This window comes from Streptomyces sp. NPDC001348 (genome assembly GCF_053597535.1).
Map to the genome: position 1 here is coordinate 48,108 of NZ_JBSFIK010000003.1, position 23,424 is coordinate 71,531.

The window sequence follows — 23,424 nt, forward strand, 5'->3', positions numbered from 1 at the left end:
TGGACAGCAAAACGCCGGTGCCTTCACCCGACTGGGCTCAGGCACCGGCGAACTGACGGGACGTCATCCCGCCAGGTTGTCGGCCAGCTCCTCGCTGAGGTTGGCCTCCGTCCCCGGGATGCCCAGGTCGGAGGCGCGCTTGTCGGCCATCGCCAGCAGGCGGCGGATACGGCCGGCGACGGCGTCCTTGGTCAGCGGCGGGTCGGCGAGAGCGCCCAGCTCCTCCAGGGAGGCCTGCTTGTGCTCCATCCGCAGCCGCCCGGCGGCCGCGAGGTGCTCGGGGACCTCGTCGCCGAGGATCTCCAGGGCGCGCTGGACGCGGGCACCGGCGGCGACGGCGGCCCGGGCCGAGCGGCGCAGGTTGGCGTCGTCGAAGTTGGCCAGCCGGTTCGCCGTGGCGCGCACCTCGCGGCGCATCCGGCGCTCCTCCCAGGCCAGCACGGACTCGTGCGCGCCGAGCCGGGTGAGCAGGGCACCGATCGCGTCGCCGTCGCGGACGACGACCCGGTCCACCCCCCGCACCTCGCGGGCCTTGGCGGCGATCGACAGCCGGCGGGCGGCGCCGACCAGCGCCAGCGCGGCCTCGGGCCCCGGGCAGGTGACCTCCAGGGAGGAGGAGCGTCCGGGCTCGGTCAGTGAGCCGTGCGCCAGGAAGGCACCGCGCCAGGCCGCCTCGGCGTCGCAGGTCGCACCCGAGACCACCTGCGGGGGCAGGCCCCGGATCGGGCGGCCCCGGCCGTCCACCAGACCGGTCTGCCGGGCGAGCTGGTCACCCCCGGCGACCACCCGCACCACGTACCGGGAACCGCGGCGCAGCCCGCCGGGGGCCATCACGATCAGCTCGGAACTGTGGCCGAAGATCTCCAGGATGTCCCGCTTGAGGCGCCGGGCCGCCATCGCGGTGTCCAGCTCCGCCTCGATCACGATGCGTCCGCTGACCAGGTGGAGGCCGCCGGCGAACCGCAGGATGGCGGAGACCTCCGCCTTCCTGCAGCAGGTCCGGGTGACGGGGAGCCGGGAGATCTCGTCCTTCACCGCTGCCGTCATCGCCATGGGCCGATCCTTCCATGCATCCGAAAAATACGGTCGTACGCGGCGGCCAACAGCTCCGGGTCGTGCCTCGGGGTCCCGTCGGTCCGGGCCACGGGCGCCAGCTCGACCGCGGCTCCCAGCCGCTTGGCGGCCTCGGTGAGGGATTCGCGGTCGGGCACGGCGGCCTCGTCGGCCAGCACCACGTCCAGGGCGAGTTTAGGGGCGTGTCGCCCCAAAACCTCCAAATGACGCTGCGGAGAGAAGCCCTCGGTTTCTCCCGGCTGCGGAGCGAGGTTCAGGGACAGCACCCGGCGTGCCTTCGTCTCCGTGAGGGCGTCCAGGAGCTCGGGGACGAGCAGGTGGGGGATGACCGAGGAGAACCAGGAGCCGGGGCCGAGCACCACCCAGTCCGCGTCCAGAACGGCGGCCACGGCCTCCGGGACGGCGGGCGGGTCGTTCGGCACCAGGTGCACGGACTGCACCTCACCCGGGGTGAGGGCGACGGTGGCCTGCCCGCGCACCGTGTCGACGTCGTCCGGGCGCTGCGGGTCGTGCCCCTTGACCAGCGCCTGGAGCTCCAGCGGCACGGCGGACATGGGCAGTACGCGCCCGTGCGCGCCGAGCAGTTTGCCGACCAGGTCCAGGGCCTGGACGTGGTCGCCGAGCTGCTCCCACAGGGCCACGATCAACAGGTTGCCGACCGCGTGCTCGTGCAGGTCGCCCTGGGACTGGAAGCGGTGCTGGATGACCCGGGCCCAGGTCTGGCCCCAGTCGTCGTCACCGCACAGGGCGGCCAGCGCCTTGCGCAGGTCGCCGGGCGGCAGCACGCCCAGCTCGTCGCGCAGGCGCCCGCTGGAACCGCCGTCGTCGGCCACGGTGACGACGGCGGTGAGGTCGCCGGTGATCCGGCGCAGCGCGGCCAGCGAGGCGGACAGGCCCATGCCGCCGCCCAGGGCGACGACCTTGGGCTGGGCGCCGCGACGGCGCGGCCTGGCGCCACGGGCCTCGGCCGGCCGGCCGGCGCGGGCCTCCGGTACCACCCGGCGCAGCCCGCGCAGCCGCGGTGTACGTTCCCTCATTCCCGTCCCATGTCCCGGTGTACGACCACCGTCTCCACGCCCTCGGCCGCGAGCCGCGCGGCGAGCTTCTCCGACACCGCGACCGAGCGGTGCTTGCCGCCGGTGCAGCCGATGGCGATGGTCACATACCGCTTGCCCTCGCGGCGGTAACCGGCCGCGATGAGCCGCAGCAGTTCGGCGTACCGGTCGAGGAACTCCTTGGCGCCGGGCTGGTTGAAGACGTACGCGGACACCTCCTCGTTGACGCCGGTGAACGGGCGCAGCTCCGGGACCCAGTGCGGGTTGGGCAGGAACCGCATGTCCGCGACCAGGTCGGCGTCGACCGGGAGGCCGTACTTGAAGCCGAAGGACATCACGGTGGCCCGCAGCTCGGGCTCCTCCTCGCCGGCGAACTGGGCGTCCATCTTGGCGCGCAGCTCGTGCACGTTGAGGCTGGAGGTGTCGATCACCAGGTCGGCGTCGCCGCGCAGCTCGCGCAGCAGCTCCCGCTCGGCGGCGATGCCGTCGACGATCCGGCCGTCGCCCTGGAGCGGGTGCGGGCGGCGCACCGACTCGAAGCGGCGTACCAGGGCCTCGTCGGAGGACTCCAGGAAGACGATCCGCCGGGTGACGCCGCGGGCGTCGAGGTCGGCGAGCGACTCCCGCAGGTTGTCGAAGAAGCGCCGCCCGCGTACGTCGACGACGACCGCGATCCGCGCCACGTTGCCCTGCGAGCGGGCGCCGAGCTCCACCATGGTGGGGATCAGCGCGGGCGGCAGGTTGTCGACGACGAACCAGCCGAGGTCCTCCAGACACTTGGCGGCCGTCGAGCGGCCGGCTCCGGACATGCCGGAGATGATCACCAGCTCGGGGATGGCCCCGTCGGGGGCCCCGGCTGTCTCGCTGCCCGTACTCACCTTTGCTCCGTTGTCCTGGATCGCCTGCTGCGGCTCATCCGCGCGCTCTTCGTCGTGTGCCGGATCTCGGTCCGCTGTGGGGTGTGTTTCGTGCTCCGTCATGTCTCCTGCCCCCGTCGTTCGTCCGGGGTGCCCTCTGTCAGGGGCTCCCCCGAGGGATCCCCCGTCGTACCGGGTTCCCCGTCTTCAATGATCTCTCCTGTCGCCGTGTTGACGGCGGGGGCGGCCGGGGCCGCCAGGGCGAGGGCCGCGGCGATCGTCTCGGCCGTCTTGCGGCCTATCCCGGGGACCTCCTGGATCTGGTCCAGCGTGGCGGACCGCAGCTTCTTCACCGAGCCGAAGTGCTTGATCAGGGCCTGTTTGCGGGTGTCACCGAGGCCGGGCACCTCGTCGAGGGGGCCGGCGCGGAAGCGTTTGGCGCGCTTGGTCCGCTGGTAGGTGATCGCGAACCGGTGCGCCTCGTCGCGGACGCGCTGGAGCAGGTAGAGGCCCTCGCTGGTGCGGGGCAGGACCACCGGGTCGTCCTCGCCCGGCACCCACACCTCCTCCAGGCGCTTGGCGAGGCCGCAGACCGCGATGTCGTCGATGCCGAGCTCGTCCAGGGCCCGCTGGGCGGCCGCGACCTGCGGCTTTCCGCCGTCGACGACGACGAGCTGCGGCGGGTAGGCGAACTTCTTGGGCCGGCCGTCGTCGTCCTTGAGCCCGTCCCTGGGCTCGTTGCCGAGCTCGCCGTCCTCGGAGCCGTCGTCCACCCACTCGCCGGTCTTCTCCTTCTCGGCGAGATAGCGCCGGAACCGGCGGGTGATCACCTCGTGCATGGAGCGGACGTCGTCCTGACCGGCGAATCCCTTGATCTGGAAGCGCCGGTACTCGCCCTTGCGCTGCAGGCCGTCCTCGAAGACGACCATGGAGGCGACCACGTCGTCGCCCTGCAGGTGGGAGATGTCGTAGCACTCGATCCGGAGCGGGGCGCTGTCCAGGTCGAGGGCCTCGGCGATCTCCTCCAGGGCGCGCGAGCGGGTGGTGAGGTCGGAGGCCCGCCTGGTCTTGTGCAGGACGAGTGCCTGCTGGGCGTTGCGCTGCACGGTCTCCATGAGCGCCTTCTTGTCGCCGCGCTGCGGTATCCGCAGGGAGACACCCGCGCCGCGGCGGCCGGTCAGCCACTCCTGGACCGGTTCGACCGGCTCGGGCAGGGCGGGGACGAGCACCTCCTTGGGGACTGCGTCACCGCTCTCCTCGCCGTACAGCTGCTGCAGGGCGTGCTCGACGAGGGCGCCGGTGGTGACCTCCTCGACCTTGTCGGTCACCCAGCCGCGCTGGCCCCGGACCCGGCCGCCGCGCACGTGGAAGATCTGGACGGCCGCCTCCAGCTCGTCCTCGGCGACCGCGATGAGGTCGGCGTCGGTCGCGTCGGCGAGCACGACCGCGTTCTTCTCCATGGCCTTCTTCAGGGCCTCGATGTCGTCGCGCAGGCGGGCGGCCCGCTCGTACTCCATCTCGTCGGCCGCCGCCGTCATCTGCTTCTCCAGACGGCGCAGGTACGTGCCCGTGCGCCCGGCCATGAAGTCGCAGAACTCGTCCGCCAGTTCCCAGTGGTCCTCGGCCGGGATCCGGCCGACGCAGGGGGCCGAGCACTTGCCGATGTAGCCGAGCAGACAGGGGCGGCCGGTGCGGGCGGCGTTCTTGAAGACGCCGGCCGAGCAGGTGCGTACCGGGAAGACGCGGAGCAGCAGGTCGACGGTGTCGCGGATGGCCCACGCGTGCGCGTACGGGCCGAAGTACCTGACACCCTTCTTCTTGTGACCCCGCATCACCTGGACCCGGGGGAACTCCTCGTTCATCGTCACCGCGAGGTACGGGTAGCTCTTGTCGTCGCGGTACTTGACGTTGAACCGGGGGTCGTACTCCTTGATCCACGAGTACTCCAGCTGCAGCGCCTCGACCTCCGTGGACACCACGGTCCATTCCACGGACGCGGCCGTGGTGACCATCGTCCGGGTGCGGGGGTGGAGGTTCGCCAGGTCCTGGAAGTAGTTCGCCAGACGCTGGCGCAGGCTCTTCGCCTTTCCGACGTAGATCACCCGGCGGTGCTCGTCCCGGAACCTGTAGACCCCGGGAGAGTCCGGGATGTCTCCCGGCCTGGGGCGGTAGCTGGAGGGGTCGGCCATGTCTCACACCCTACTGGCGGGGACCGACACCGCGGCGGGCCCGTGGGCGACGCCGCGCGCCTGCCGGCCCGCCCGGGGGCGCTGCTCGGCCAAGTGCGTACGGCGGCCGAACGGAAGGTGTTGTCGGAGCAAGGTCAACACGCTTCAATGCGGAGGAACTCGGGGGCCGTGAACGACGGCACGTGGCTGAAGCGTACGGATGTGCGACGCCCCGGCGCCGACGGGGTGGCCCCCGGGCCGAACCCCTTGGGGGCGAGACTCACGCGCACGGTCTGACCAGCCGTAGTGAACCTTCACAGAAAGGCCCCTGTGCATGCCGCACGCCACACAGCACGCGGATGTCGCCGCCGCGGAACTGGACACGGCCCTTCGGGGCGGTCCCTTCCATGTCGCCCTGCGGGCCGCGATCGCCGCCCGCGGACTGCCGCTCCAGCGCGTGCAGCACCATCTCTCCCGGCACGGGGTCAAGGTGGGGGTGACCAGCCTGAGTTACTGGCAGCAGGGAGCCCGGCGCCCGCAGCGTCCGGAGTCGCTGCGGGCCGTGCGGGCGCTGGAGGAGATCCTTCAGCTGCCGGACGAGTCGCTGATCCGGCTGCTCGCCGAGTCCGGCGAACGCCCGGCCACCTCACGTCCGGCCGCCGCCCGGTCGTACCGCTCACTGGTCGAGGCCTCCGGCGTCCTGGACCGGCTCCAGGCGGACCTGGGCTGGTCGCTCGACGGCGGCCTGAACACCCTCGGACACCATGAGCGGATACGGATCGGGGCGCGCCGTGAACTGGCCGGCCGGGAGTCCCACCACATCGTGCGTGCCCACCGGGACGGCGTGGACCGGTTCGTGGCCGTCCATCACGGTGACCCTGGCTGTGTGCCGCAGCGCATGCACGTCCACGCCGTGGAGAACTGCCGCACCGGCCGGATCCGCTGGGACCAGGACACCGGGGTGCTCGTGGCGGAGCTGCTCTTCGACACCCGGCTGCGGTCCGGCGACACCTTCCTCTTCCGGTACGGCGTCGAGGACGGCACGGCCGGGGTCTCCCGCGAGTACGCGCGTGGCTTCGGTTTCCCCGGCGGGCAGTACGCCCTCCAGGTGCGTTTCGACACGGGGGCGCTGCCGGTGCGCTGCCACCGGTTCACGCAGCCCTCCGCGGCGGCCCCGCGCAGCGGCCGGCAGGAGCTGCCGCTCAGCGGACTGCACCGCTCGGTGCACATCGTCGAGTCGCGGACCCGGCCGGGCATCGTGGGCATCTGCTGGGACTGGGACTGACGCGCACACGGGAACGTGGGTCCGGGACCGACCCGCCCGCGTAAACGCTTGCGCAAGCGTTTACGTCAAGCCCTCTCATGGGGTACCTTCCGGCTTGGCAGGACCCGCCGGGGCCCAGGAGGGAGCCCGATCCGATGCCCACCATGGCCGACGTCGCGCGCAGCGCCGGCGTGTCGGTGGCGACCGTCTCCCACGTCCTCAACGGCACGCGCCCGGTGCTGCCGCACACCCGCCAAGCGGTCCTGGACGCCATCGACGAGCTCGGATACACGCCCAACACCCTGGCCCGCTCCCTGGTGACCTCCCGCACCCGCTCCATCGGGCTCGCGGTGTCGGCGATCACCAACCCGTACTTCACGGAGATCCTGCAGGGCGTCGAGGCCGCGGCCCTGCAGGAGGGCTACAGCCTCCTCATCGCCGATCCGCACGACGATCCCGTGCACGAACGCAAGGTCGTCCAGCTGCTGCACGAGCGCCGGGTGGACGGCATGATCGTCGCGCCGTCCGCGGATCCCCGCGATCTCGTCGCCTACCTCGGCCGGCACGCCGTTCCGACGGTGTTCCTGGACCGGGTGGTCGACGACCGCACGGGCACCGCGCCGCGCTTCGACCAGGTCTGCGCGGAGAACACCGAGCCGATGACCCGGCTCGTGACCCACCTGGCGGGCCTCGGCCACCGCCGGATCGCGCTGGTGGCCGGCCTGCCCGGGCTCAGCACCACCGGCGAGCGGATCACCGGCTACCGGCACGGTCTTGACGCGGCCGGGCTCGCCCACGACCCCCGGCTCGTGGTCTCCGGGAACTCCGAGTCGGCCGGAGCGGAGCGGGCCACGGCGGCGCTGCTGGCGCTCACCCCCGCCCCGACGGCCTTGGTCACCGCCAACAACGCGATGACCATCGGCGCCCTGCGTGCCCTGCGCGACCGGGGTCTGTCCGTACCCGGCGACATCGCCCTGTGCTGCTTCGACGACTTCGCCTGGGCCGATCTGCTCTCCCCGCGGCTCACCGCGATCGCCCAGCCCAGCAGGGACATCGGTGCCCGGGCGGTCCGGGTCCTCCTCGACCGCCTGGCCGCGCCGGACGGGCCTGCCCGGACCGTCCGGCTGCCCTGCTCCTTCGTTCATCGCACGTCGTGCGGGTGTCCCGAGAAAGGAACCGATTCGTGATCGTCGTCGCCGGTGAGGCACTGATCGACCTCGTACCACAGGGCCAGGGTGCCCTGGCGGCGCTGCAGCCGGCGCTCGGTGGCGGCCCCTACAACACGGCCCTGGCGCTGGGCCGCCTCGGCTCCGCCACCGCCTTCTGCTCCCGCACCTCGTACGACGCCTTCGGCGAGGCCCTGCTGGACGGGCTGCGACGGGCGGGCGTGGACGTCTCGGCCGTGCAGCGCGGCACGGAGCCCACCACCCTCGCGGTCGCCACCCTCGACGGCGACGGTTCCGCCGCCTACTCCTTCTACGTCCAGGGCACCGCCGACCGCCTGTTCACGGTCCCCTCCGTTCTCCCGGCCGGAACCCGCGCGGTGTCCTTCGGCACCTGCTCACTCGTCCTGGAGCCGGGGGCGAGCGCCTACGAGGAGCTCATGCGGACCTCGGCCGCACAGGGGCTGTTCACCGCCCTCGATCCGAACATCCGGCCGGGCCTGATCTCCGACGCCGACGCCTACCGGACGCGTTTCAAGAGCTGGCTGCCGTCGGTGACCCTGCTGAAGCTCTCCGAGGAGGACGCCCGGTGGCTGGGCGGCACCCCGGACGAATGGCTCGCCGCGGGCCCCTCCGCCGTCGTGATCACCCGCGGCGGGAACGGCCTCACCGTCTTCACCCGGGACGGCGCGGAGCATTCCGTGCCCGGTGTGAAGGTCGACGTCGTGGACACCATCGGTGCCGGTGACACGGTGAACGCGGCCCTGCTGCACGGGCTGTCCCGGCAGGACGCCCTCTCCCCCTCTGCCCTCGCCGCCATGGGCGCGGAGAGCTGGACGCGACTGCTGCGGTTCGCGGCGCGCGCAGCGGCGATCACCTGCTCCCGGGCCGGGGCCGAGCCACCGTTCGCCGACGAGGTGGGCGGCGTCTGAGGGATCGGGGCGGCACGGGAACGGCGCCCCGCGGACAGTGCCGCAGGACGCCGTTGATCCGTGTCAGGCCTTGCGGGCCCGCGTCGTCCTCTTCGCGGGTGCCGCCTTCTTCGCGGTCCCCGTGGCCTTGCCGGTCACCGCGTTGTCGGCGGCCCGGGCGGAGCGTGACGAGGCCGTCTTCCGCGCCGGCGCCTTCGTCGACGGGGTGGCGTCGCTGATCGTCTCCGGCTGCAGGATCTCGCGCAGGAACTTGCCGGTGTGGCTGGCCGGGACCCCGGCCACCTGCTCGGGGGTGCCCTCCGCGACGACCAGGCCGCCGCCCGCGCCGCCCTCGGGGCCCATGTCGACGATCCAGTCGGCGGTCTTGATCACGTCGAGGTTGTGCTCGATGACGATGACCGTGTTGCCCTTGTCGACCAGGCCGGAGAGGACCTTGAGCAGCTTGCTGATGTCCTCGAAGTGCAGACCGGTGGTCGGCTCGTCGAGCACGTAGACCGTGCGGCCGGTGGAGCGCTTCTGCAGCTCGCTGGCGAGCTTCACGCGCTGTGCCTCACCCCCGGACAGGGTGGTCGCGGACTGGCCGAGACGGACGTAACCGAGACCGACGTCGTTCAGCGTCTTCAAGTGGCGGTTGATCGCCGGGACGGCCTCGAAGAAGTGCATGGCCTCTTCGATGGGCATGTTCAGGACCTCGGCGATGGACTTGCCCTTGTAGTGGACCTCCAGGGTCTCCCGGTTGTACCGGGCGCCGTGGCAGACCTCGCACGGGACGTAGACGTCCGGGAGGAAGTTCATCTCGATCTTGATCGTGCCGTCGCCGGCGCAGTTCTCGCAGCGGCCGCCCTTGACGTTGAAGGAGAAGCGACCGGGCAGGTAACCGCGGACCTTCGCCTCGGTCGTCTCCGCGAACAGCTTGCGGACGTGGTCGAAGACACCGGTGTACGTCGCCGGGTTCGACCGCGGGGTGCGGCCGATGGGTGACTGGTCGACGTGCACCACCTTGTCCACGAGGTCGTCGCCGTCCACGCGCGTGTGCCGCCCGGGCACGTTGCGCGCGCCGTTCAGCTCGCGGGCCAGGTGCGTGTAGAGGATGTCGTTGACCAGCGTCGACTTGCCGGAGCCGGACACGCCCGTGACGGCCGTGAACACGCCGAGCGGGAAGGAGACGTCGATGTCCTGGAGGTTGTTCTCCCGGGCGCCGTGCACCGTGAGCTGCCGCGAGGGGTCGCGGGGGCGGCGGATGCCCGGCACGGGGATGGACTTCTTGCCGGACAGGTACTGGCCGGTCTGCGACTCGGCGTTGTCGAGCAGTTCCTTCAGGGAGCCGCTGTGCACGACCTTGCCGCCGTGCTCGCCCGCGCCGGGGCCGATGTCGACCACCCAGTCGGCGACCTTGATGGTGTCCTCGTCGTGCTCGACGACGATGAGCGTGTTGCCCATGTCCCGGAGCCGGACCAGGGTCTCGATCAGCCGGTGGTTGTCGCGCTGGTGCAGGCCGATGGACGGCTCGTCGAGGACGTAGAGCACGCCGACCAGGCCGGAGCCGATCTGGGTGGCCAGGCGGATGCGCTGGGCCTCGCCGCCGGAGAGGGTGCCGGCCGCGCGGTTCAGGGAGAGGTAGTCCAGACCGACGTCGACCAGGAACCGCAGCCGCTCGTTGACCTCCTTCAGCACGCGCTCGGCGATCTTCTTGTCGCGGGCGGTCAGCTTCAGCTCGCCCAGGAAGTCCGCGCAGTCGCTGATGGACATCGCGGAGACCTCGGCGATCGACTTGTCCATGATCGTGACCGCCAGGACTATCGGCTTCAGGCGCGTGCCCTCACAGGTGGGGCAGGGCACCTCGCGCATGTAGCCCTCGAAGCGCTCGCGGCCGGCGTCGCTCTCGGCCTCGCCGTGGCGGCGCTTGACGAAGGGAACGGCGCCCTCGAAGGGAGTGGTGTACACGCGCTCGCGCCCGTACCGGTTGCGGTAGCGGACCTCGATCTGCGTCTTGTGGCCGTACAGCAGGGCCTTCTTGGCGCGCTGCGGCAGACCCGCGAAGGGGATGTCCGTCCTGAATCCCAGCGCGTCCGCGAGGGCGCCGACCAGACGGCCGAAATAGTCCTTGGTGTGCCCGTGCGACCAGGGGTGGATGGCGCCCTCGTCGAGGGACTTGTCCTCGTCGGGGACGATCAGCTCCGGGTCGACCTCCATGCGCGTGCCGATGCCGGTGCACTCGGGGCAGGCGCCGAAGGGCGAGTTGAAGGAGAAGGAGCGGGGCTCGAGCTCCTCGAAGGACAGGTCGTCGTACGGGCAGTACAGGTGCTCCGAGTACATGCGCTCGCGCTCGGGGTCGTCCTCGGGGAGGTCGACGAAGTCGAGCACGACCATGCCGCCCGAGAGGCCGAGCGCGGTCTCCACGGAGTCGGTGAGGCGGCGCTTGGCGGTGTCCTTCACCGTGAGGCGGTCGATGACCACCTCGATGGTGTGCTTCTCCTGCTTCTTCAGCGCGGGCGGGTCGGAGAGCTGGATGGTCTGCCCGTCCACACGCGCCCGGCTGTAGCCCTTGGTCTGCAGGTCGGCGAAGAGGTCGACGAACTCGCCCTTGCGCTCGCGCACCAGCGGCGAGAGCACCTGGAAGCGGCTCCCCTCCGGCAGCTCCAGGACCCTGTCGACGATGGCCTGCGGCGACTGGCGCGAGATCGGCCGGCCGCACTCGGGACAGTGCGGCTTGCCGATGCGCGCGAACAGCAGCCGCAGGTAGTCGTAGACCTCGGTGATGGTGCCGACCGTCGAGCGCGGGTTGCGCGAGGTCGACTTCTGGTCGATGGAGACGGCCGGGGAGAGGCCCTCGATGAAGTCGACGTCCGGCTTGTCCATCTGGCCGAGGAACTGGCGGGCGTACGAGGAGAGCGACTCCACGTAGCGCCGCTGGCCCTCGGCGAAGATGGTGTCGAAGGCCAGGGATGACTTGCCTGACCCGGACAGGCCCGTGAAGACGATGAGCGAGTCCCGAGGCAGGTCGAGCGACACGTTCTTGAGGTTGTGCTCGCGCGCGCCACGGACGATGAGACGGTCGGCCACGCCGGTCCGCACCTTTCTTGAGAGAAGTGACAGGGGCGGGGCCCCCGTGCTTCTTCAGCCTAGGGGGAGCCACTGACAACGCCGGTCGGGTTCCCGGCCGGAACAACAATCCCCGGCCATCCAGCATGCCCGATGCCGCGTCCGACCATATAGCACGTGCATTCGATTTAGGTGCTCGGTCCGCCACCTTCACCCGAAGGAGTGGCGGGGCTAGGGTCGGCCCCATGACTGATCACGTGCGTGACCTGGCGTCTGTACAGAAAGCGACCGAACGGCTCCTCAGCGCGGCGGCCGCATTGGACAACGCCGCTGTGACGGAGCCGTCACGGCTGCCGGGCTGGACGCGCGGCCACGTCCTCGCCCACCTCGCCCGCAACGCGGACGCGCTCGTCAACGTCCTCCAGGGCCGGCCCATGTACGCGTCGGCCGGCGCCCGGGACGCCGACATCGAGCGGGGCGCCCCGCGCTCCCTGGACGCCCAGCTCGCCGACCTGCGCGCGAGCGCCGCCCGCTTCCGGCAGACGGGGGACGCCCCTGCGGACTGGTCGCGCACGGTGGAGCTGCGGGGCGGGGTCACCGACTCCGCGTCCCGGGTGCCCTTCCGGCGCTGGACCGAGGTGGAGCTCCACCATGTCGATCTCGGGATCGGCTACGAACTGGAGGACCTCCCGGAGGACTTCGTCGAGCGGGAGATCGATTTTCTCGCCGAGCGCTTCGGCGGGCACAAGGACGTCCCCTCGACCGGTCTGCGCACCCATGACGGCCGGACGTGGACCACCGGGGGCGGCGCCGGGGGCGGTCCGGTCGGCGTCGAGGGTTCGGCCGCCGGCCTGCTCGGCTGGCTCGCCGGGCGCCGCGACGGCTCGGACCTCGTGGTGACGGGCGGCACACTGCCTCGGCTGCCGTCGCTGTAGCGCCGAGCGGCCTCAGGGCCGCTCCCCCGCTATAGGCTGATCACCATGACGTACAGCGGTGAGGTGACGGTCGGCGGACCGGCCGACGTGCACGAGCTCAAGGACCTGATGATCACCAAGATCGCGGTCGGGCCGATGAACAACAACGCCTACCTGCTGCGCTGCCGGGCCACGGACGAGCAGTTGCTGATCGACGCCGCCAACGAGGCGCACACGCTGCTCGGCATGATCGGTGACGACGGCATCGCGTCAGTCGTCACCACCCATCAGCACGGTGACCACTGGCAGGCACTGGCCGAGGTCGTAGCGGCCACGGGAGCCCGTACGTACGCGGGCCGCGAGGACGCTCCCGGTATCCCGGTACCGACCGATGTCCTCGTGGACGACGGCGACACCGTCCGGGTGGGGCGTGTGGCACTCACCGCGCGCCATCTGGTCGGGCACACGCCCGGCTCCATCGCCCTGGTGTACGACGACCCGCACGGCCACCCGCACGTCTTCACCGGCGACTGCCTCTTCCCGGGCGGTGTGGGGAACACCTGGAAGGACCCGAAGGCGTTCGCCAGCCTGCTCCACGACGTGGAGACCAAGATCTTCGACGTGCTGCCGGACGAGACCTGGGTCTACCCGGGCCACGGCAACGACACCACGCTCGGCGCCGAGCGGCCGCAACTGCCGCAGTGGCACGCGCGCGGGTGGTGATAGCCCCGTCCGCCCGGGCGCGCATGCCGCATGCGCGCGCCCGCGCGCGTGCGGCCGAACAGCCCGCGCAAGCCCCGTGCGCGCCCCGTGTGAATCGCGCACACGTGCTGACGGCGTGTGCGCGCTCCCCGGTCACGTGGTTGCGCGCTCAACTGTAAGCAGCCACGCGCGGGAATACGGCGCCCGCGCGGATCGGGCCGCCGGTCCACCCTTATCCCCGCCCTCGACCGGCGGCCCGGGCAAGCCTCACAGGAACTGTTCACAAGACCGCAACACCCGTTCCCACCATGCGAACAATTCCTGCCGTGACCTCGACAAACGGGATGCCCTGCTGCCAGTCTCCCGCCATGCATCTCGCTCCTGGCGCACTGCGCCGCGCCGTCGTCGCCACCACCACGGCCCTGCTCGCCACCGCCGTCGGCTGTGCCCCGCAGCCCGAGGAGAAAGCGGCCGGCGGCCCGTCCGCTTCGGCCGCGAAGAGCTGCGCCAAGGGCAGGTTGGCCACGAAGACGTCCGGCAAGCTGACGATCGCCACCGACGAGCCGGCGTACGAGCCCTGGTTCAAGGACGGCAAACCAGCCAGTGGCAAGGGCTTCGAATCGGCGGTGGCCTACGCCGTGGCTCAGCGTCTCGGGTACGGCAAGAACGCCGTCGTCTGGCAGAGCGTCCCCTTCAACAAGGCGTTCGCGCCCGGTGTGAAGACCTTCGACTTCGACATCAACCAGGTGTCGATCAGCGCCGAGCGCAAGAAGGCCGTGGACTTCTCGTCCGGCTACTACGACGTCCGCCAGGCCGTCGTCGCACTGAAGGACAGCAAGGCCGCGAAAGCGACGGGCATCGCCGGCCTCAGGGGCCTCAAACTGGGCGCCCAGGTGGGCACGACCAGCCTCGACTACATCGGCGACGTGGTGAAGCCGTCCCAGGAGGCAGCCGCGTACTCCAAGAACGACCAGGCCGTCTCGGCACTCAGGAACGGCCAGGTGGACGCGATCGTCACCGACCTGCCGACCGCCTTCTACGTCACCTCGGCCCAGGTGACGAACGCCAGGATCGTCGGCCAGTTCGAGAACCGGGGCGGCACGCCCGAGCAGTTCGGGCTCGTCCTGGACAAGGGCAGCGACCTCACCCCCTGCGTGACGTCGGCCGTGGACGCCCTGCGCGGCGACGACACCCTGGCGAAGCTGGAGAAGCAGTGGCTGTCCGACGCCGTCGACGCTCCGGTGCTCAAGTGACCGTCACGAAGGACGAGGCCGGGGAGGACTCCGGCAACGACGACATGCCGGATCCGTACGTCCCGTCGCGGCGACGGCTGGAACGGGAGCACCACAAGCGCACCCGTGCCCGCCGGGCGACCGCGATCGCAGCGCTGTCGACCCTGGTCACGGCCGTCGTCCTGTACGCGGTCGTGGTCAGCGCGCCGGGCTGGCAGCGCACCAGGGAAACCTTCTTCGACGGGCATTACGCGCGCGAGGCCTTCCCCAAGGTCCTCGACGGTCTGTGGCTCAACGTCCGGCTGCTGCTGATCTGCGGCGTGCTGGTGATCGTCCTGGGCATGCTGATCGCCGTCGCACGCACCCTGCCGGGGCCCGTGTTCTTCCCCTTGCGGGTGCTGGCGGCGGCGTACACGGACTTCTTCCGCGGCCTGCCGCTGATCATCAACCTGATGATCGTGGTCTTCGGAGTGCCCGCGCTGCGCCTCCAGGGCGTGACCGTCGACCCCGTGCTGCTGGGCGGTACGGCGCTGACGCTGACGTACTCGGCGTACGTCGCCGAGGTGTTCCGCGCGGGCATCGAGTCCGTGCACCCCTCGCAGCGCGCAGCGGCCCGCTCGCTGGGCCTGACCAACCGGCAGGCGCTGCGGTACGTGGTGCTCCCCCAGGCCGTACGCCGTCAGGTGCCGCCTCTGCTGAACGACCTGGTGTCCCTGCAGAAGGACACCGGGCTCGTCTCGATCGGCGGCGCGATCGACGCCGTGCGGGCGGCCGACATCATCGCCCAACGCAGCCTCAACTACACGCCCTACATCGTCGCCGGGCTGGTCTTCGTGGCGCTGACCGTCCCGATGACCCGCTTCACGGACTGGGTGACGGCCAGGATGGACCGGCAGCGGGCCCAGGGGGGAGCCGTATGAGCGACGTTCCGGTGCTGCGGATGGAGTCCGTCCGCAAGACCTTCGGCGGCGCGGTCGTGCTGCGCGACGTCGATCTCGAGGTCGCCCCGCACACGGTGACCGCGCTGATCGGCGCCTCCGGTTCCGGCAAGTCCACGCTGCTGCGGTGCGCCAACCTGCTGGAGGAGATCGACGACGGCGCGATCTGGCTGGACGGCGAGGAGATCACCGACCCGCGGGCCGACCAGGACGCGGTACGGCGCCGTATCGGCGTGGTCTTCCAGGCGTACAACCTCTTCCCGCACATGACCGTGCTGGAGAACATCGTCCTCGCCCCGCGCCGGGTGCACGGCATGTCCCGCGCGGAGGCCGAGGAGCGGGCCGGGGAACTGCTGGAACGGCTCGGACTGGGCGGCAGGGCGGACGCCTACCCGGACCGGCTGAGCGGCGGCCAGCAGCAGCGGGTGGCGATCGTGCGGGCGCTGGCGGTGCGTCCCCGGCTGCTGCTGCTCGACGAGATCACCGCCGCCCTCGACCCGGAGCTCGTGGGCGAGGTGCTCACCGTCGTCCGCGACCTCAAGGAGGACGGCATGACCATGGTGCTGGCCACGCATGAGATGGGCTTCGCCCGTGACGTCGCCGACCAGGTCTGCTTCCTGGACGGAGGGGTCGTGCTGGAGCGCGGCACCGCCGAGCAGGTCTTCGGTGACCCGCAGCAGGAACGCACCCGGCGCTTCCTGCGGCGGATCGTGGAGGCGGGCCGGCTCTGACGGGCCGAGACTCTGACGGGCGGGCTCGGTAAGGGCCGGGCGTAAGGGGCGCTGGGGCTTACGCGCCGGTCTGCGCCGCTCCGGCCAGCGCCGCGACCCGCTCCACGCCGAAGGCATAGCCCTGCACGCCGCATCCGGCGATGACACCGTCGGCGCGCAGGGACACGTACGAGTGGTGCCGGAAGGACTCGCGCTTGTGGATGTTGGAGATGTGCACCTCCAGCACCGGCATGCCGTCACAGGTGTTCAGTGCGTCCAGAATCGCGACCGACGTGTGGGAGTAGGCACCGGGGTTGATCACGATCCCGCAGTGGCTGAGCCGCGCCTCGTGGATCCAGTCGACCAGCTCGCCCTCGTGGTTGGACTGCCGGAAGTCGACCGTGCCACCGTGCGCGGCCGCGGCCTTGACGCACAGGGCCTCGACGTCGGCCAGGGTGTCGGAGCCGTAGATCTCGGGCTGACGCTGGCCGAGCAGGTTCAGGTTGGGCCCGTTGAGGATCATGATCGGGGCAGTGGCCAGGGTGCGGGGCACGGTTCCTCCGGTCCGGTCGGGTGGGCGGTCCGTGGGGACCGCGGCTCGGACCCGGTTTATCACGGTGAAGCGAGCGGGCCGAGGCCGTTACCCTCCCGGCATGACCACGCCCTCGTACCCTCCCAAGCCCTCGCCCGGCGACCGCATAGCCGTCGTCTCGCCCTCCAGCGGGCTGCCCGGGCTCCTTCCGCGCCCCTATGAACTCGGCCTGAAGCGGCTGCGCGAGGACTACGGTCTCGAGCCGGTCGAGTACCCGACGACCCGGAAGATGGGCGCGACACCCCAGGAGCGGGCCGACGACATCCACGCGGCCTTCGCCGATCCGGACGTCAGGGCGGTCATCGCGTCGATCGGCGGCGACGACCAGATCGCCGTGCTGCCGTTCCTCGACCGGGAACTGCTGCGGGCCAACCCCAAGCCCTTCTTCGGCATGAGCGACAACACCAACCTGCTCGCGTTCCTGTACAGCACCGGCATCGTCGGCTACCACGGAGCGACGGTGATGTGCGAGCTCGGCCGCCCCGGCGCGATGCACCCGCAGACCGCCGACTCCCTGCGCGCGGCGCTGTTCACCTCGGGCCCGTTCGAGCTGCGGCCGGCCGAGCGCTGGAACGACGTCAACCGGGACTGGGCCGATCCGGCGACCTTCGAGTCGGAACCGGAGACCCGGCCCGGCACCGGATGGACCTGGCAAGGCGCCGACCGCGTGGTGCAGGGCCGCAGTTGGGGCGGCAACATCGAGATCCTGTCCTGGCTGCTGATGACCGACCGCGAGATCGCGCACGACCCGTCGGTGTACGACGGCGGCGTGCTGCTCCTGGAGACCTCGGAGGACATGCCGAGTGCCACGGAGGTCTTCTACATCCTGCGCAGCATGGGCGAACGCGGCCTGCTGCAGCGCTTCCCGGCACTGCTGATGGGCCGCGCCAAGACGTGGTCGTTCCAGAACCCCAACAACCCGGAGGAGGCAGCCCGGTACGCCGCGGAACAGCGCGAGGCCGTACAGCGCGCTCTGCGGGCGTACGCCCCCGACACCCTGGCCGTCTTCGACGTGGACTTCGGCCACACGGACCCCCAACTGGTCATCCCCTACGGTGGCACCGTCCGCGTCGACGGCCCCGCGCGGCGCATCACGGTCACCTACTGACCCGGGACACGCCCCCGCGCGCCCCCGTAACCCGCGCTCACTGTGGGTAGTTGACGCGGCATGCACGACGTACGCACCGTAAGGGCGCCCTCCATGCCGCGGCTCGCGGCCGCCTCGCTCGCCGGGACCGCGGTCGAGTTCTACGACTTCTTCGCCTACGGAACCGCGGCCGCCCTGGTCCTGGGACCGCTGTTCTTCCCGACGTTCTCGCCGCTGGCCGGGACGCTGGCGGCCTTCGGGACGTTCGGGGTGGGGTTCGTGGCCCGGCCGCTGGGCTCGGTGCTGTTCGGGCACATCGGGGACCGGCACGGTCGCCGGCCGGTCCTCGTCGTGTCCCTGCTGCTGACCGGCGCCTCCACGGTCGCGGTCGGCTGCGTACCGGCCTACGGCTCGATCGGCCTGGCCGCGCCGGTGCTGCTGCTTCTCCTGCGCTTCCTGCAGGGGCTGGGGCTGGGCGGGGAATGGGGCGGGGCGGTACTGCTGACCGCCGAACACGCGCCCGCCGGCCGGCGCGCACTGTGGTCGAGCTTCCCGCAGATGGGACCCGCCGTGGGTTTCCTGCTGGCCAACGGCGTGATGCTGGCCCTGTCGGCCACGTTGTCCGACGCGGAGTTCGCCCGGTGGGGGTGGCGTGTGCCGTTCTGGGCCGCCGGGGTGCTGGCCGTGGCCGGCCTGTGGCTGCGCTCCTCACTGGTGGAGAGCCCCCGGTTCCTGGAGATCGACGACCATGCACGCGTGCCGCTCACCGAGGTCGTCCGTCACCACTGGCGGCTGGTGCTGCTGACGGCGGGCGCACTCGCGGTCGGCTACGCGGTGTTCTACACGGTGACGACCTGGTCCCTGGCCTATGCGACGGAACGGCTGGGAGTGAGCCGCGCCGTCATGCTGACCTGCGTCATGGCCGCCGTGGTGGTGAAGGGGGCGCTGACGCCCCTGATGGCGCTCCTCGGCGACCGGTTCGGGCGGCGGCCCCTGTGCCTGGCGGGGTGCACGGCGACCGCGCTGTGGATGTTCCCGATGGTCGCGCTCCTGGCGACCGGGGCGCCCCTGCTGATGTTCCTCGGCTTCCTCGGAGCGTTCATCGCGTTCGTCACCATGTTCGCGGTGATCGCCGCGTACCTGCCGGAGCTGTACGAGCCGAGGGTGCGCTGTACGGGCGCCGCGGTGGGCTACAACCTCGGCGGGGTGCTCGGCGGCGCGCTGACGCCGATCGTCGCCACCGCGCTGGCCGAGCACTCGGGCCGGGTCCCCTGGGGAGTGGGCGCCTATCTGACCGGGATCGCGCTGTTCAGCCTCGCCTGCTTCGCACTGTTGCCGGAGACCCGTCCGGTGCCGGTGACCAGGGCAGTGGAACCGGCCACTGGCTGATCCCCTACGGGTTGAGCCGCCATGGGTTCGCGATGGGCGACCACCTCGGCGTGGTGCACCGCGGCCAGCACGGAGCCGGCGAGGACGATGGTGACCAGGGCGACGACGACGCCCGGCAGAGTCCTGCCCCAGGTGAGGACGAGCAGGACGATCGCCAGAACCGGCACGAGGATCGTCCACTGGGTGGTGAGCGACCTGAGCCCAGTGGTCATGCGGTGATGGCGGCAGAGGTGTACATGGTTCGCATATCGCAGTCCTTTCGTTGCCGGGTACCGGTGGCGGCGGGGGCGGCCCCTCAGTCGCGCTCGCGCGAGTCGGACCCGACGCGCGCTCGGCACCCGGCGGAGCACGGGGAGTGATGGCCCGCGATGCGCCACGCATCGCTCCCCGTGCTCTGTTGTTCCACTTCCGGTGCGGTCAGGCGTCGACGCTGTCCTTCGGGACGCCCTCGCCGCCTGCCCGTGCCGTCTCGAGCGCCGCCTGCTTCCTGGACGCCATGAGACTGGTGACGGTCGTGACGGCGAGGACCGCGCAGATCACACCGAGCGAGATCGGGATGCTGATCTCCGGTACCCGCACCCCGGACTCGTGCAGCGCGTGGAGTACCAGCTTCACCCCGATGAAGCCGAGGATGATCGACAGGCCGTAGGAGAGGTGGACCAGCTTCTTCAGCAGGCCTCCGATGAGGAAGTACAGCTGACGCAGACCCATCAGGGCGAAGGCGTTGGCGGTGAAGACGATGTACGGGTCCTGGGTCAGGCCGAAGATCGCGGGTATCGAGTCCAGCGCGAAGAGGACGTCCGTGGTGCCTATCGCGAGCATCACGACGAGCATCGGCGTCATGACGCGCTTGCCGTTCTGCCGGACCCACAGCTTGGTGCCGTGGTACCGGTCGGCCACGCCGAACCTGCGCTCGGCAGCCTTGAGCAGTTTGTTCTCCTCGTACTCCTCGTCCTCGTCGTCGGCCCGGGCTTCCTGGACGAGCTTCCAGGCGGTCCAGATCAGGAAGGCGCCGAAAAGGTAGAAGACCCAGGAGAAACTCGCGATGATCGCGGCTCCGGCGGCGATGAAGACGGCCCGCAGGACCAGGGCTATGAGCACCCCGACGAGCAGCACGCGCTGCTGGTACTGCGAGGGCACCGCGAACTTCGCCATGATCAGGACGAAGACGAAGAGGTTGTCGACGCTCAGCGATTTCTCGGTGATGAACCCGGCGAAGAACTCCCCGGCGGGCTGTCCGCCGCCGAAGGCGAGCAGGCCGAGGCCGAAGAGCCCGGCGAGGGCGATCCAGACGACGGTCCAGATACCGGCTTCCTTGACGGACACGTCATGGGGTTTGCGGCCGATGAAGAAGTCGACCGCGACAAGAGCGGCGAGGCCGACGATGGTCAGGACCCACAGGGTTGCGGAAACTTCCACTGCGCCTCCGGCAGTTCGTAACGGCGAACAGTCAGCGTCATCGCTGCCGGAGGTCTCTTCCACCCGGGATGGGCCGACGCCCCGGGATCTCGTCCGATCCGTATTGACGGGTGCGCCGCAGTCAGGGAGTACTCCCCTCCGTACGGAAAACAGTACCCCAATCACCAAGGAAAGGTAAAGAAATTGGCAAAGGAAAGATCAAAATGCCTGGTCAAAAGGCCTTTATCGCTGCCCGGGGAACGCCTGGGCCACCTTGGCGAGCACGTGGTCGAGCACCTCGCTGCCGGGCGGCACCAGTGACGGCTCGTACGTCCAGGCATGGCCGACCCAGGGATCCGCGAGATGGTCGTCGGGCACCGGGGTGAGTCGCATGAGGGAATGCCACAGCGGGTCGAGCAAAGGGCCGTAGGCTGCGGCGTCCTCCCGGTCGGCCACCATCAGAAGATGCACACCGACGGCCGGTCCCTCGTCGGCGAGGTAGCGCAACGCCGTCACCGCCCGGTCGTCGAAACCGTGCGGGAAGTCGTTCACGACCAACAGCTGCCGGGAGGTGTCCAGGTCGGGCGGCAACGATTCGGCCGCACCACCGCGCACTGCCATCTGGACCAGGTCCACGCGCCGGGTGAGCCCGCCCAGGACCTCACCCACACCCGCGGCACCAGCGGCGGGCGGAGCGGCCAGCACTCCGCTGCGCACCAGCGGCATGAGCGCCCGGGCCGCCGAACCCGCCGGGTCGATCACCCGGACGCGGAACTCCCCCGCCGGGTGCACGGCGAGCATCCGGGTCGTGAGCGCCACCGCGGCCTCCATGGCGAGGTGCCGCAGCTCGTCCGGCTCGGTGTCCCAGCCGTCGGCCTCCGTCCCACGACCGCTGTCGATCCACAGGCCGCGCTCCAGCGGCAGCCGGACCAGCATCGGAACGCGCAGCGGGGCGCTCTCCGGAAGATGGAGCTCACCCAGGCGCACGGCCAGCGGGGGCTCCGTCGGCACCTGGTAGCCGTGCCACACCGGGTTGTCCCAGCCGGCGAAGGCCGGCGGGAGGGCGGGATCCACGACCTCCGCCTCGGCGGTGAGCTGGGCGAGGTCGCGGTCGAGAACCTCCCGTGCCTGGTCGACGAGCAGGTCGCGTTTGGCGCGGGCCGCCTCGCGCGTCGCCTCCCCCACCGAGCCGAGCCGACCGCGCGGGTCGGCCAGGGCCTCGTCGAGCTCCTTCTCCAGGCGCGAGTCGGCGAAGTCGACGGCGCTGCGGTAGGCGGCCGTGGTGCGGGCGAGGTCCTCGAACATGCCCCAGACCTGGTTGTACAGCCGCTCCTCCATGGACCAGCCGACCGCGTCACCGGCGACCGGCGCCGCGGGCCGCCCCGACGGGGCGGGCGGCGCCTCGGGCGCCGGGGGCGGCGGGCCGGTGTGACGGCGGGGATGGGTGTAGTCGACGGCGCCGCCGGAGGTACCGGCGGACGGTGAAGAGGCGGACGGCGGCTGCCCCTCGGGCGGGCCCGGGATCCACGGTGGTCCCGCTTCGGGGGAACCGTGGAGGGCTGTGCCGGGCTGGTCGAGACCGGAAGCGGGCGCCTGTACGGAACGGGCCAGGCCCCGCGCGACCGCCTCCTGGATGCCGTCGGCGAGTTCGTCGGCCTGGGGCAGGCCCTGGTCGGTGAGGAGCGCGACGAGGCCGCCCGCGTAACCCTGGCCGACGGCGCGCACCTTCCAGCCGCCCTGCCTGCGGTACAGCTCAAGGGCGACGACGGCGGATTCCGCGTCGAGGCCGGTGATCGTGTAGCGCGCGACCTGGGTGCCGTCGAGGCCGGTGAGCGTGACGGAGGGGGCGGCGACGGCGCCGAAGCGAAGCGGTCCCCCGGTCGCCCACGGGAGGGCGAGCAGCACGTCGACGCGGTGCACCTGTTCGGGCATGGCGTCCAGGTCGACCGCGAGGCGGTGCTCGGCGGCCGCCTGACGGGAGACCTCCAGGCCCGGGAGAGTGGGGGCACCCGGGTGCGCCACCCACTCGACGCCGCGCACCTTGCCGCTGTCGTCGCCGAGTGTGGCCCCGGCCAGGACCGGTGCCCCGGCCGTGATCCGGATCTCCAGCCGGACCTGCGAGAGCGGGTGGTTCTGCCCCCTCACCAGCTCGGCCGTCATCGCCCGTCCCCCCTGGTCTGTGTCGTGCGCCGGTACGGACCCGCCTACAGGTGCGGCAGGATGGCCGGCATCAGGTCCTGGAAGGTACGGCCGTTGGACGGGGTGCCCAGGGCGGTCATCGTCCAGCCCGCGCCCGACCGGTGGACCTTGGCCATGATCTGGGCGGTGTACGCGCCGCCGCCCGCCAGCGTGTAGCGGGCCAGTTCCTGGCCGTTGGTCTCGTCGACCAGGCGGCAGAACGCGTTCTGCACCTCCTGGAAGGTCTGCCCGGTGAAGGAGTTGACGGTGAAGACGATCTGGTCGATGTGGACCGGGACACGCTGCAGGTCCACGAGGATGGCCTCGTCGTCGCCGCCCTGGCCCGCGCCGCCGACGAGGTTGTCGCCCGTGTGCCGTACGGAACCGTCGTCGCTGACCAGGTGCCGAAAGAAGACCACGTCGACCGGCTGCTTGTCGGCGAACAGCACCGCGGAGGCGTCCAGGTCGATCTCCCGGGTGCGCGAGCCGAACAGACCCCGACGGGGAGCCGCCTGCCAGCCGAGACCCATGCGAACCGCGGTCAGGCTGCCCCCGTCCTTCTTCTCCAGGCTGATGGCCTGACCCTTGGTCATGTTGACGGTCACGGCGGTTTCCCCTTTCGGATTTCCCCTGTTGCCGCGGAGCGCGCGGTTGACCATGACCCTACGCAGGGGCGCCGAGGGTGCCGACCCCCGGCCCGCGCTTTGTGTCGGTGTTGCAACACTCCGC

19 protein-coding genes and 1 pseudogene are annotated in these 23,424 nt (G+C 71.1%); 10 read left to right on the top strand and 10 right to left on the bottom strand.

The window, feature by feature from the left end:
* Positions 1–63 precede the first annotated feature (63 nt).
* The 4 genes from whiA to uvrC are packed head-to-tail and all read right to left on the bottom strand — an operon-like array spanning position 64 to position 5,175.
* On the bottom strand, positions 64–1,053 hold the full coding sequence (gene whiA / locus ACWC21_RS03750) for a DNA-binding protein WhiA (protein WP_030642347.1): 990 nt from the start codon (positions 1,051–1,053) through the stop codon (positions 64–66).
* Entirely contained in the window at positions 1,044–2,111 is a 1,068-nt protein-coding gene (locus ACWC21_RS03755; protein WP_450877783.1) for a gluconeogenesis factor YvcK family protein, read from the bottom strand. Before ACWC21_RS03755 ends, whiA begins: the two co-directional genes overlap by 10 nt.
* Complete coding sequence (gene rapZ / locus ACWC21_RS03760; protein ID WP_450877785.1) at positions 2,108–3,109, bottom strand: RNase adapter RapZ; 1,002 nt, start codon at positions 3,107–3,109, stop codon at positions 2,108–2,110. The genes ACWC21_RS03755 and rapZ overlap by 4 nt, the downstream gene beginning before the upstream one ends.
* Positions 3,106–5,175 (bottom strand): excinuclease ABC subunit UvrC, encoded by a 2,070-nt coding sequence (gene uvrC / locus ACWC21_RS03765; RefSeq protein ID WP_450877787.1) that lies wholly within the window; start codon positions 5,173–5,175, stop codon positions 3,106–3,108. Before uvrC ends, rapZ begins: the two co-directional genes overlap by 4 nt.
* A 313-nt stretch (positions 5,176–5,488) precedes the next feature.
* On the opposite strand from uvrC, the gene ACWC21_RS03770 reads away from it, so the two are divergent.
* From ACWC21_RS03770 to ACWC21_RS03780, 3 genes are all read left to right on the top strand, one after another.
* Positions 5,489–6,439, top strand: a complete 951-nt coding sequence (locus ACWC21_RS03770) for a hypothetical protein (RefSeq protein WP_450877789.1) — start codon at positions 5,489–5,491, stop codon at positions 6,437–6,439.
* A 134-nt stretch (positions 6,440–6,573) separates the two neighbouring features.
* Positions 6,574–7,605: a LacI family DNA-binding transcriptional regulator gene (locus tag ACWC21_RS03775; protein WP_450877791.1), complete on the top strand. Its 1,032-nt coding sequence runs from the start codon at positions 6,574–6,576 to the stop codon at positions 7,603–7,605.
* Positions 7,602–8,513 carry a carbohydrate kinase family protein gene (locus tag ACWC21_RS03780; protein WP_450877793.1) on the top strand — a complete coding sequence of 304 codons (912 nt, stop codon included), beginning with the start codon at positions 7,602–7,604 and terminating at the stop codon, positions 8,511–8,513. Before ACWC21_RS03775 ends, ACWC21_RS03780 begins: the two co-directional genes overlap by 4 nt.
* Before the next feature lie 63 nt (positions 8,514–8,576).
* On the opposite strand, the gene uvrA is transcribed toward ACWC21_RS03780, so the two are convergent.
* On the bottom strand, positions 8,577–11,576 hold the full coding sequence (gene uvrA / locus ACWC21_RS03785) for an excinuclease ABC subunit UvrA (RefSeq protein WP_450877795.1): 3,000 nt from the start codon (positions 11,574–11,576) through the stop codon (positions 8,577–8,579).
* 224 nt (positions 11,577–11,800) lie between these two features.
* Here uvrA and ACWC21_RS03790 point away from each other — a divergent pair, with 224 nt between their 5' ends.
* From ACWC21_RS03790 to ACWC21_RS03810, 5 genes are all read left to right on the top strand, one after another.
* Entirely contained in the window at positions 11,801–12,490 is a 690-nt protein-coding gene (locus tag ACWC21_RS03790; protein ID WP_450877797.1) for a maleylpyruvate isomerase family mycothiol-dependent enzyme, read from the top strand.
* A 45-nt stretch (positions 12,491–12,535) separates the two neighbouring features.
* Positions 12,536–13,192 carry an MBL fold metallo-hydrolase gene (locus ACWC21_RS03795; RefSeq protein WP_450877799.1) on the top strand — a complete coding sequence of 219 codons (657 nt, stop codon included), beginning with the start codon at positions 12,536–12,538 and terminating at the stop codon, positions 13,190–13,192.
* Between the two features lie 347 nt (positions 13,193–13,539).
* Positions 13,540–14,424 carry an ABC transporter substrate-binding protein gene (locus ACWC21_RS03800; RefSeq protein WP_450877801.1) on the top strand — a complete coding sequence of 295 codons (885 nt, stop codon included), beginning with the start codon at positions 13,540–13,542 and terminating at the stop codon, positions 14,422–14,424.
* Positions 14,421–15,323, top strand: a complete 903-nt coding sequence (locus ACWC21_RS03805; RefSeq protein WP_450877803.1) for an amino acid ABC transporter permease — start codon at positions 14,421–14,423, stop codon at positions 15,321–15,323. Before ACWC21_RS03800 ends, ACWC21_RS03805 begins: the two co-directional genes overlap by 4 nt.
* A complete protein-coding gene (locus ACWC21_RS03810) occupies positions 15,320–16,072 on the top strand; it encodes an amino acid ABC transporter ATP-binding protein (RefSeq protein WP_450877805.1) in 753 nt (250 codons plus the stop codon). Before ACWC21_RS03805 ends, ACWC21_RS03810 begins: the two co-directional genes overlap by 4 nt.
* A gap of 58 nt (positions 16,073–16,130) precedes the next feature.
* Here the strand turns inward: ACWC21_RS03810 and aroQ are convergent, their stop codons facing one another.
* Positions 16,131–16,604 (bottom strand): type II 3-dehydroquinate dehydratase, encoded by a 474-nt coding sequence (aroQ, locus tag ACWC21_RS03815; RefSeq protein WP_450877807.1) that lies wholly within the window; start codon positions 16,602–16,604, stop codon positions 16,131–16,133.
* A 100-nt stretch (positions 16,605–16,704) separates the two neighbouring features.
* On the opposite strand from aroQ, the gene ACWC21_RS03820 reads away from it, so the two are divergent.
* Together ACWC21_RS03820 and ACWC21_RS03825 are read left to right on the top strand one after the other, a co-directional pair.
* Positions 16,705–17,751, top strand: a complete 1,047-nt coding sequence (locus ACWC21_RS03820) for a S66 family peptidase (RefSeq protein ID WP_450877809.1) — start codon at positions 16,705–16,707, stop codon at positions 17,749–17,751.
* Between the two features lie 93 nt (positions 17,752–17,844).
* On the top strand, positions 17,845–19,119 hold the full coding sequence (locus ACWC21_RS03825) for an MFS transporter (RefSeq protein ID WP_450878268.1): 1,275 nt from the start codon (positions 17,845–17,847) through the stop codon (positions 19,117–19,119).
* On the opposite strand, the pseudogene ACWC21_RS03830 reads toward ACWC21_RS03825, so the two are convergent.
* From ACWC21_RS03830 to ACWC21_RS03845, 4 genes and pseudogenes are all read right to left on the bottom strand, one after another.
* A pseudogene (locus ACWC21_RS03830) lies at positions 19,089–19,331 on the bottom strand (ionic transporter y4hA); the annotation flags it as partial. The gene ACWC21_RS03825 and the pseudogene ACWC21_RS03830 sit on opposite strands and share 31 nt — an antisense overlap.
* Positions 19,332–19,536: 205 nt before the next feature.
* The gene (locus ACWC21_RS03835; RefSeq protein ID WP_450877811.1) at positions 19,537–20,538 is read right to left on the bottom strand and encodes a TerC family protein; all 1,002 of its coding nucleotides are present in this window, start codon (positions 20,536–20,538) and stop codon (positions 19,537–19,539) included.
* A gap of 222 nt (positions 20,539–20,760) precedes the next feature.
* On the bottom strand, positions 20,761–22,677 hold the full coding sequence (locus ACWC21_RS03840) for a TerD family protein (protein ID WP_450877813.1): 1,917 nt from the start codon (positions 22,675–22,677) through the stop codon (positions 20,761–20,763).
* A 44-nt stretch (positions 22,678–22,721) separates the two neighbouring features.
* Positions 22,722–23,300 carry a TerD family protein gene (locus ACWC21_RS03845; protein WP_450877815.1) on the bottom strand — a complete coding sequence of 193 codons (579 nt, stop codon included), beginning with the start codon at positions 23,298–23,300 and terminating at the stop codon, positions 22,722–22,724.
* Positions 23,301–23,424: the final 124 nt, after the last annotated feature.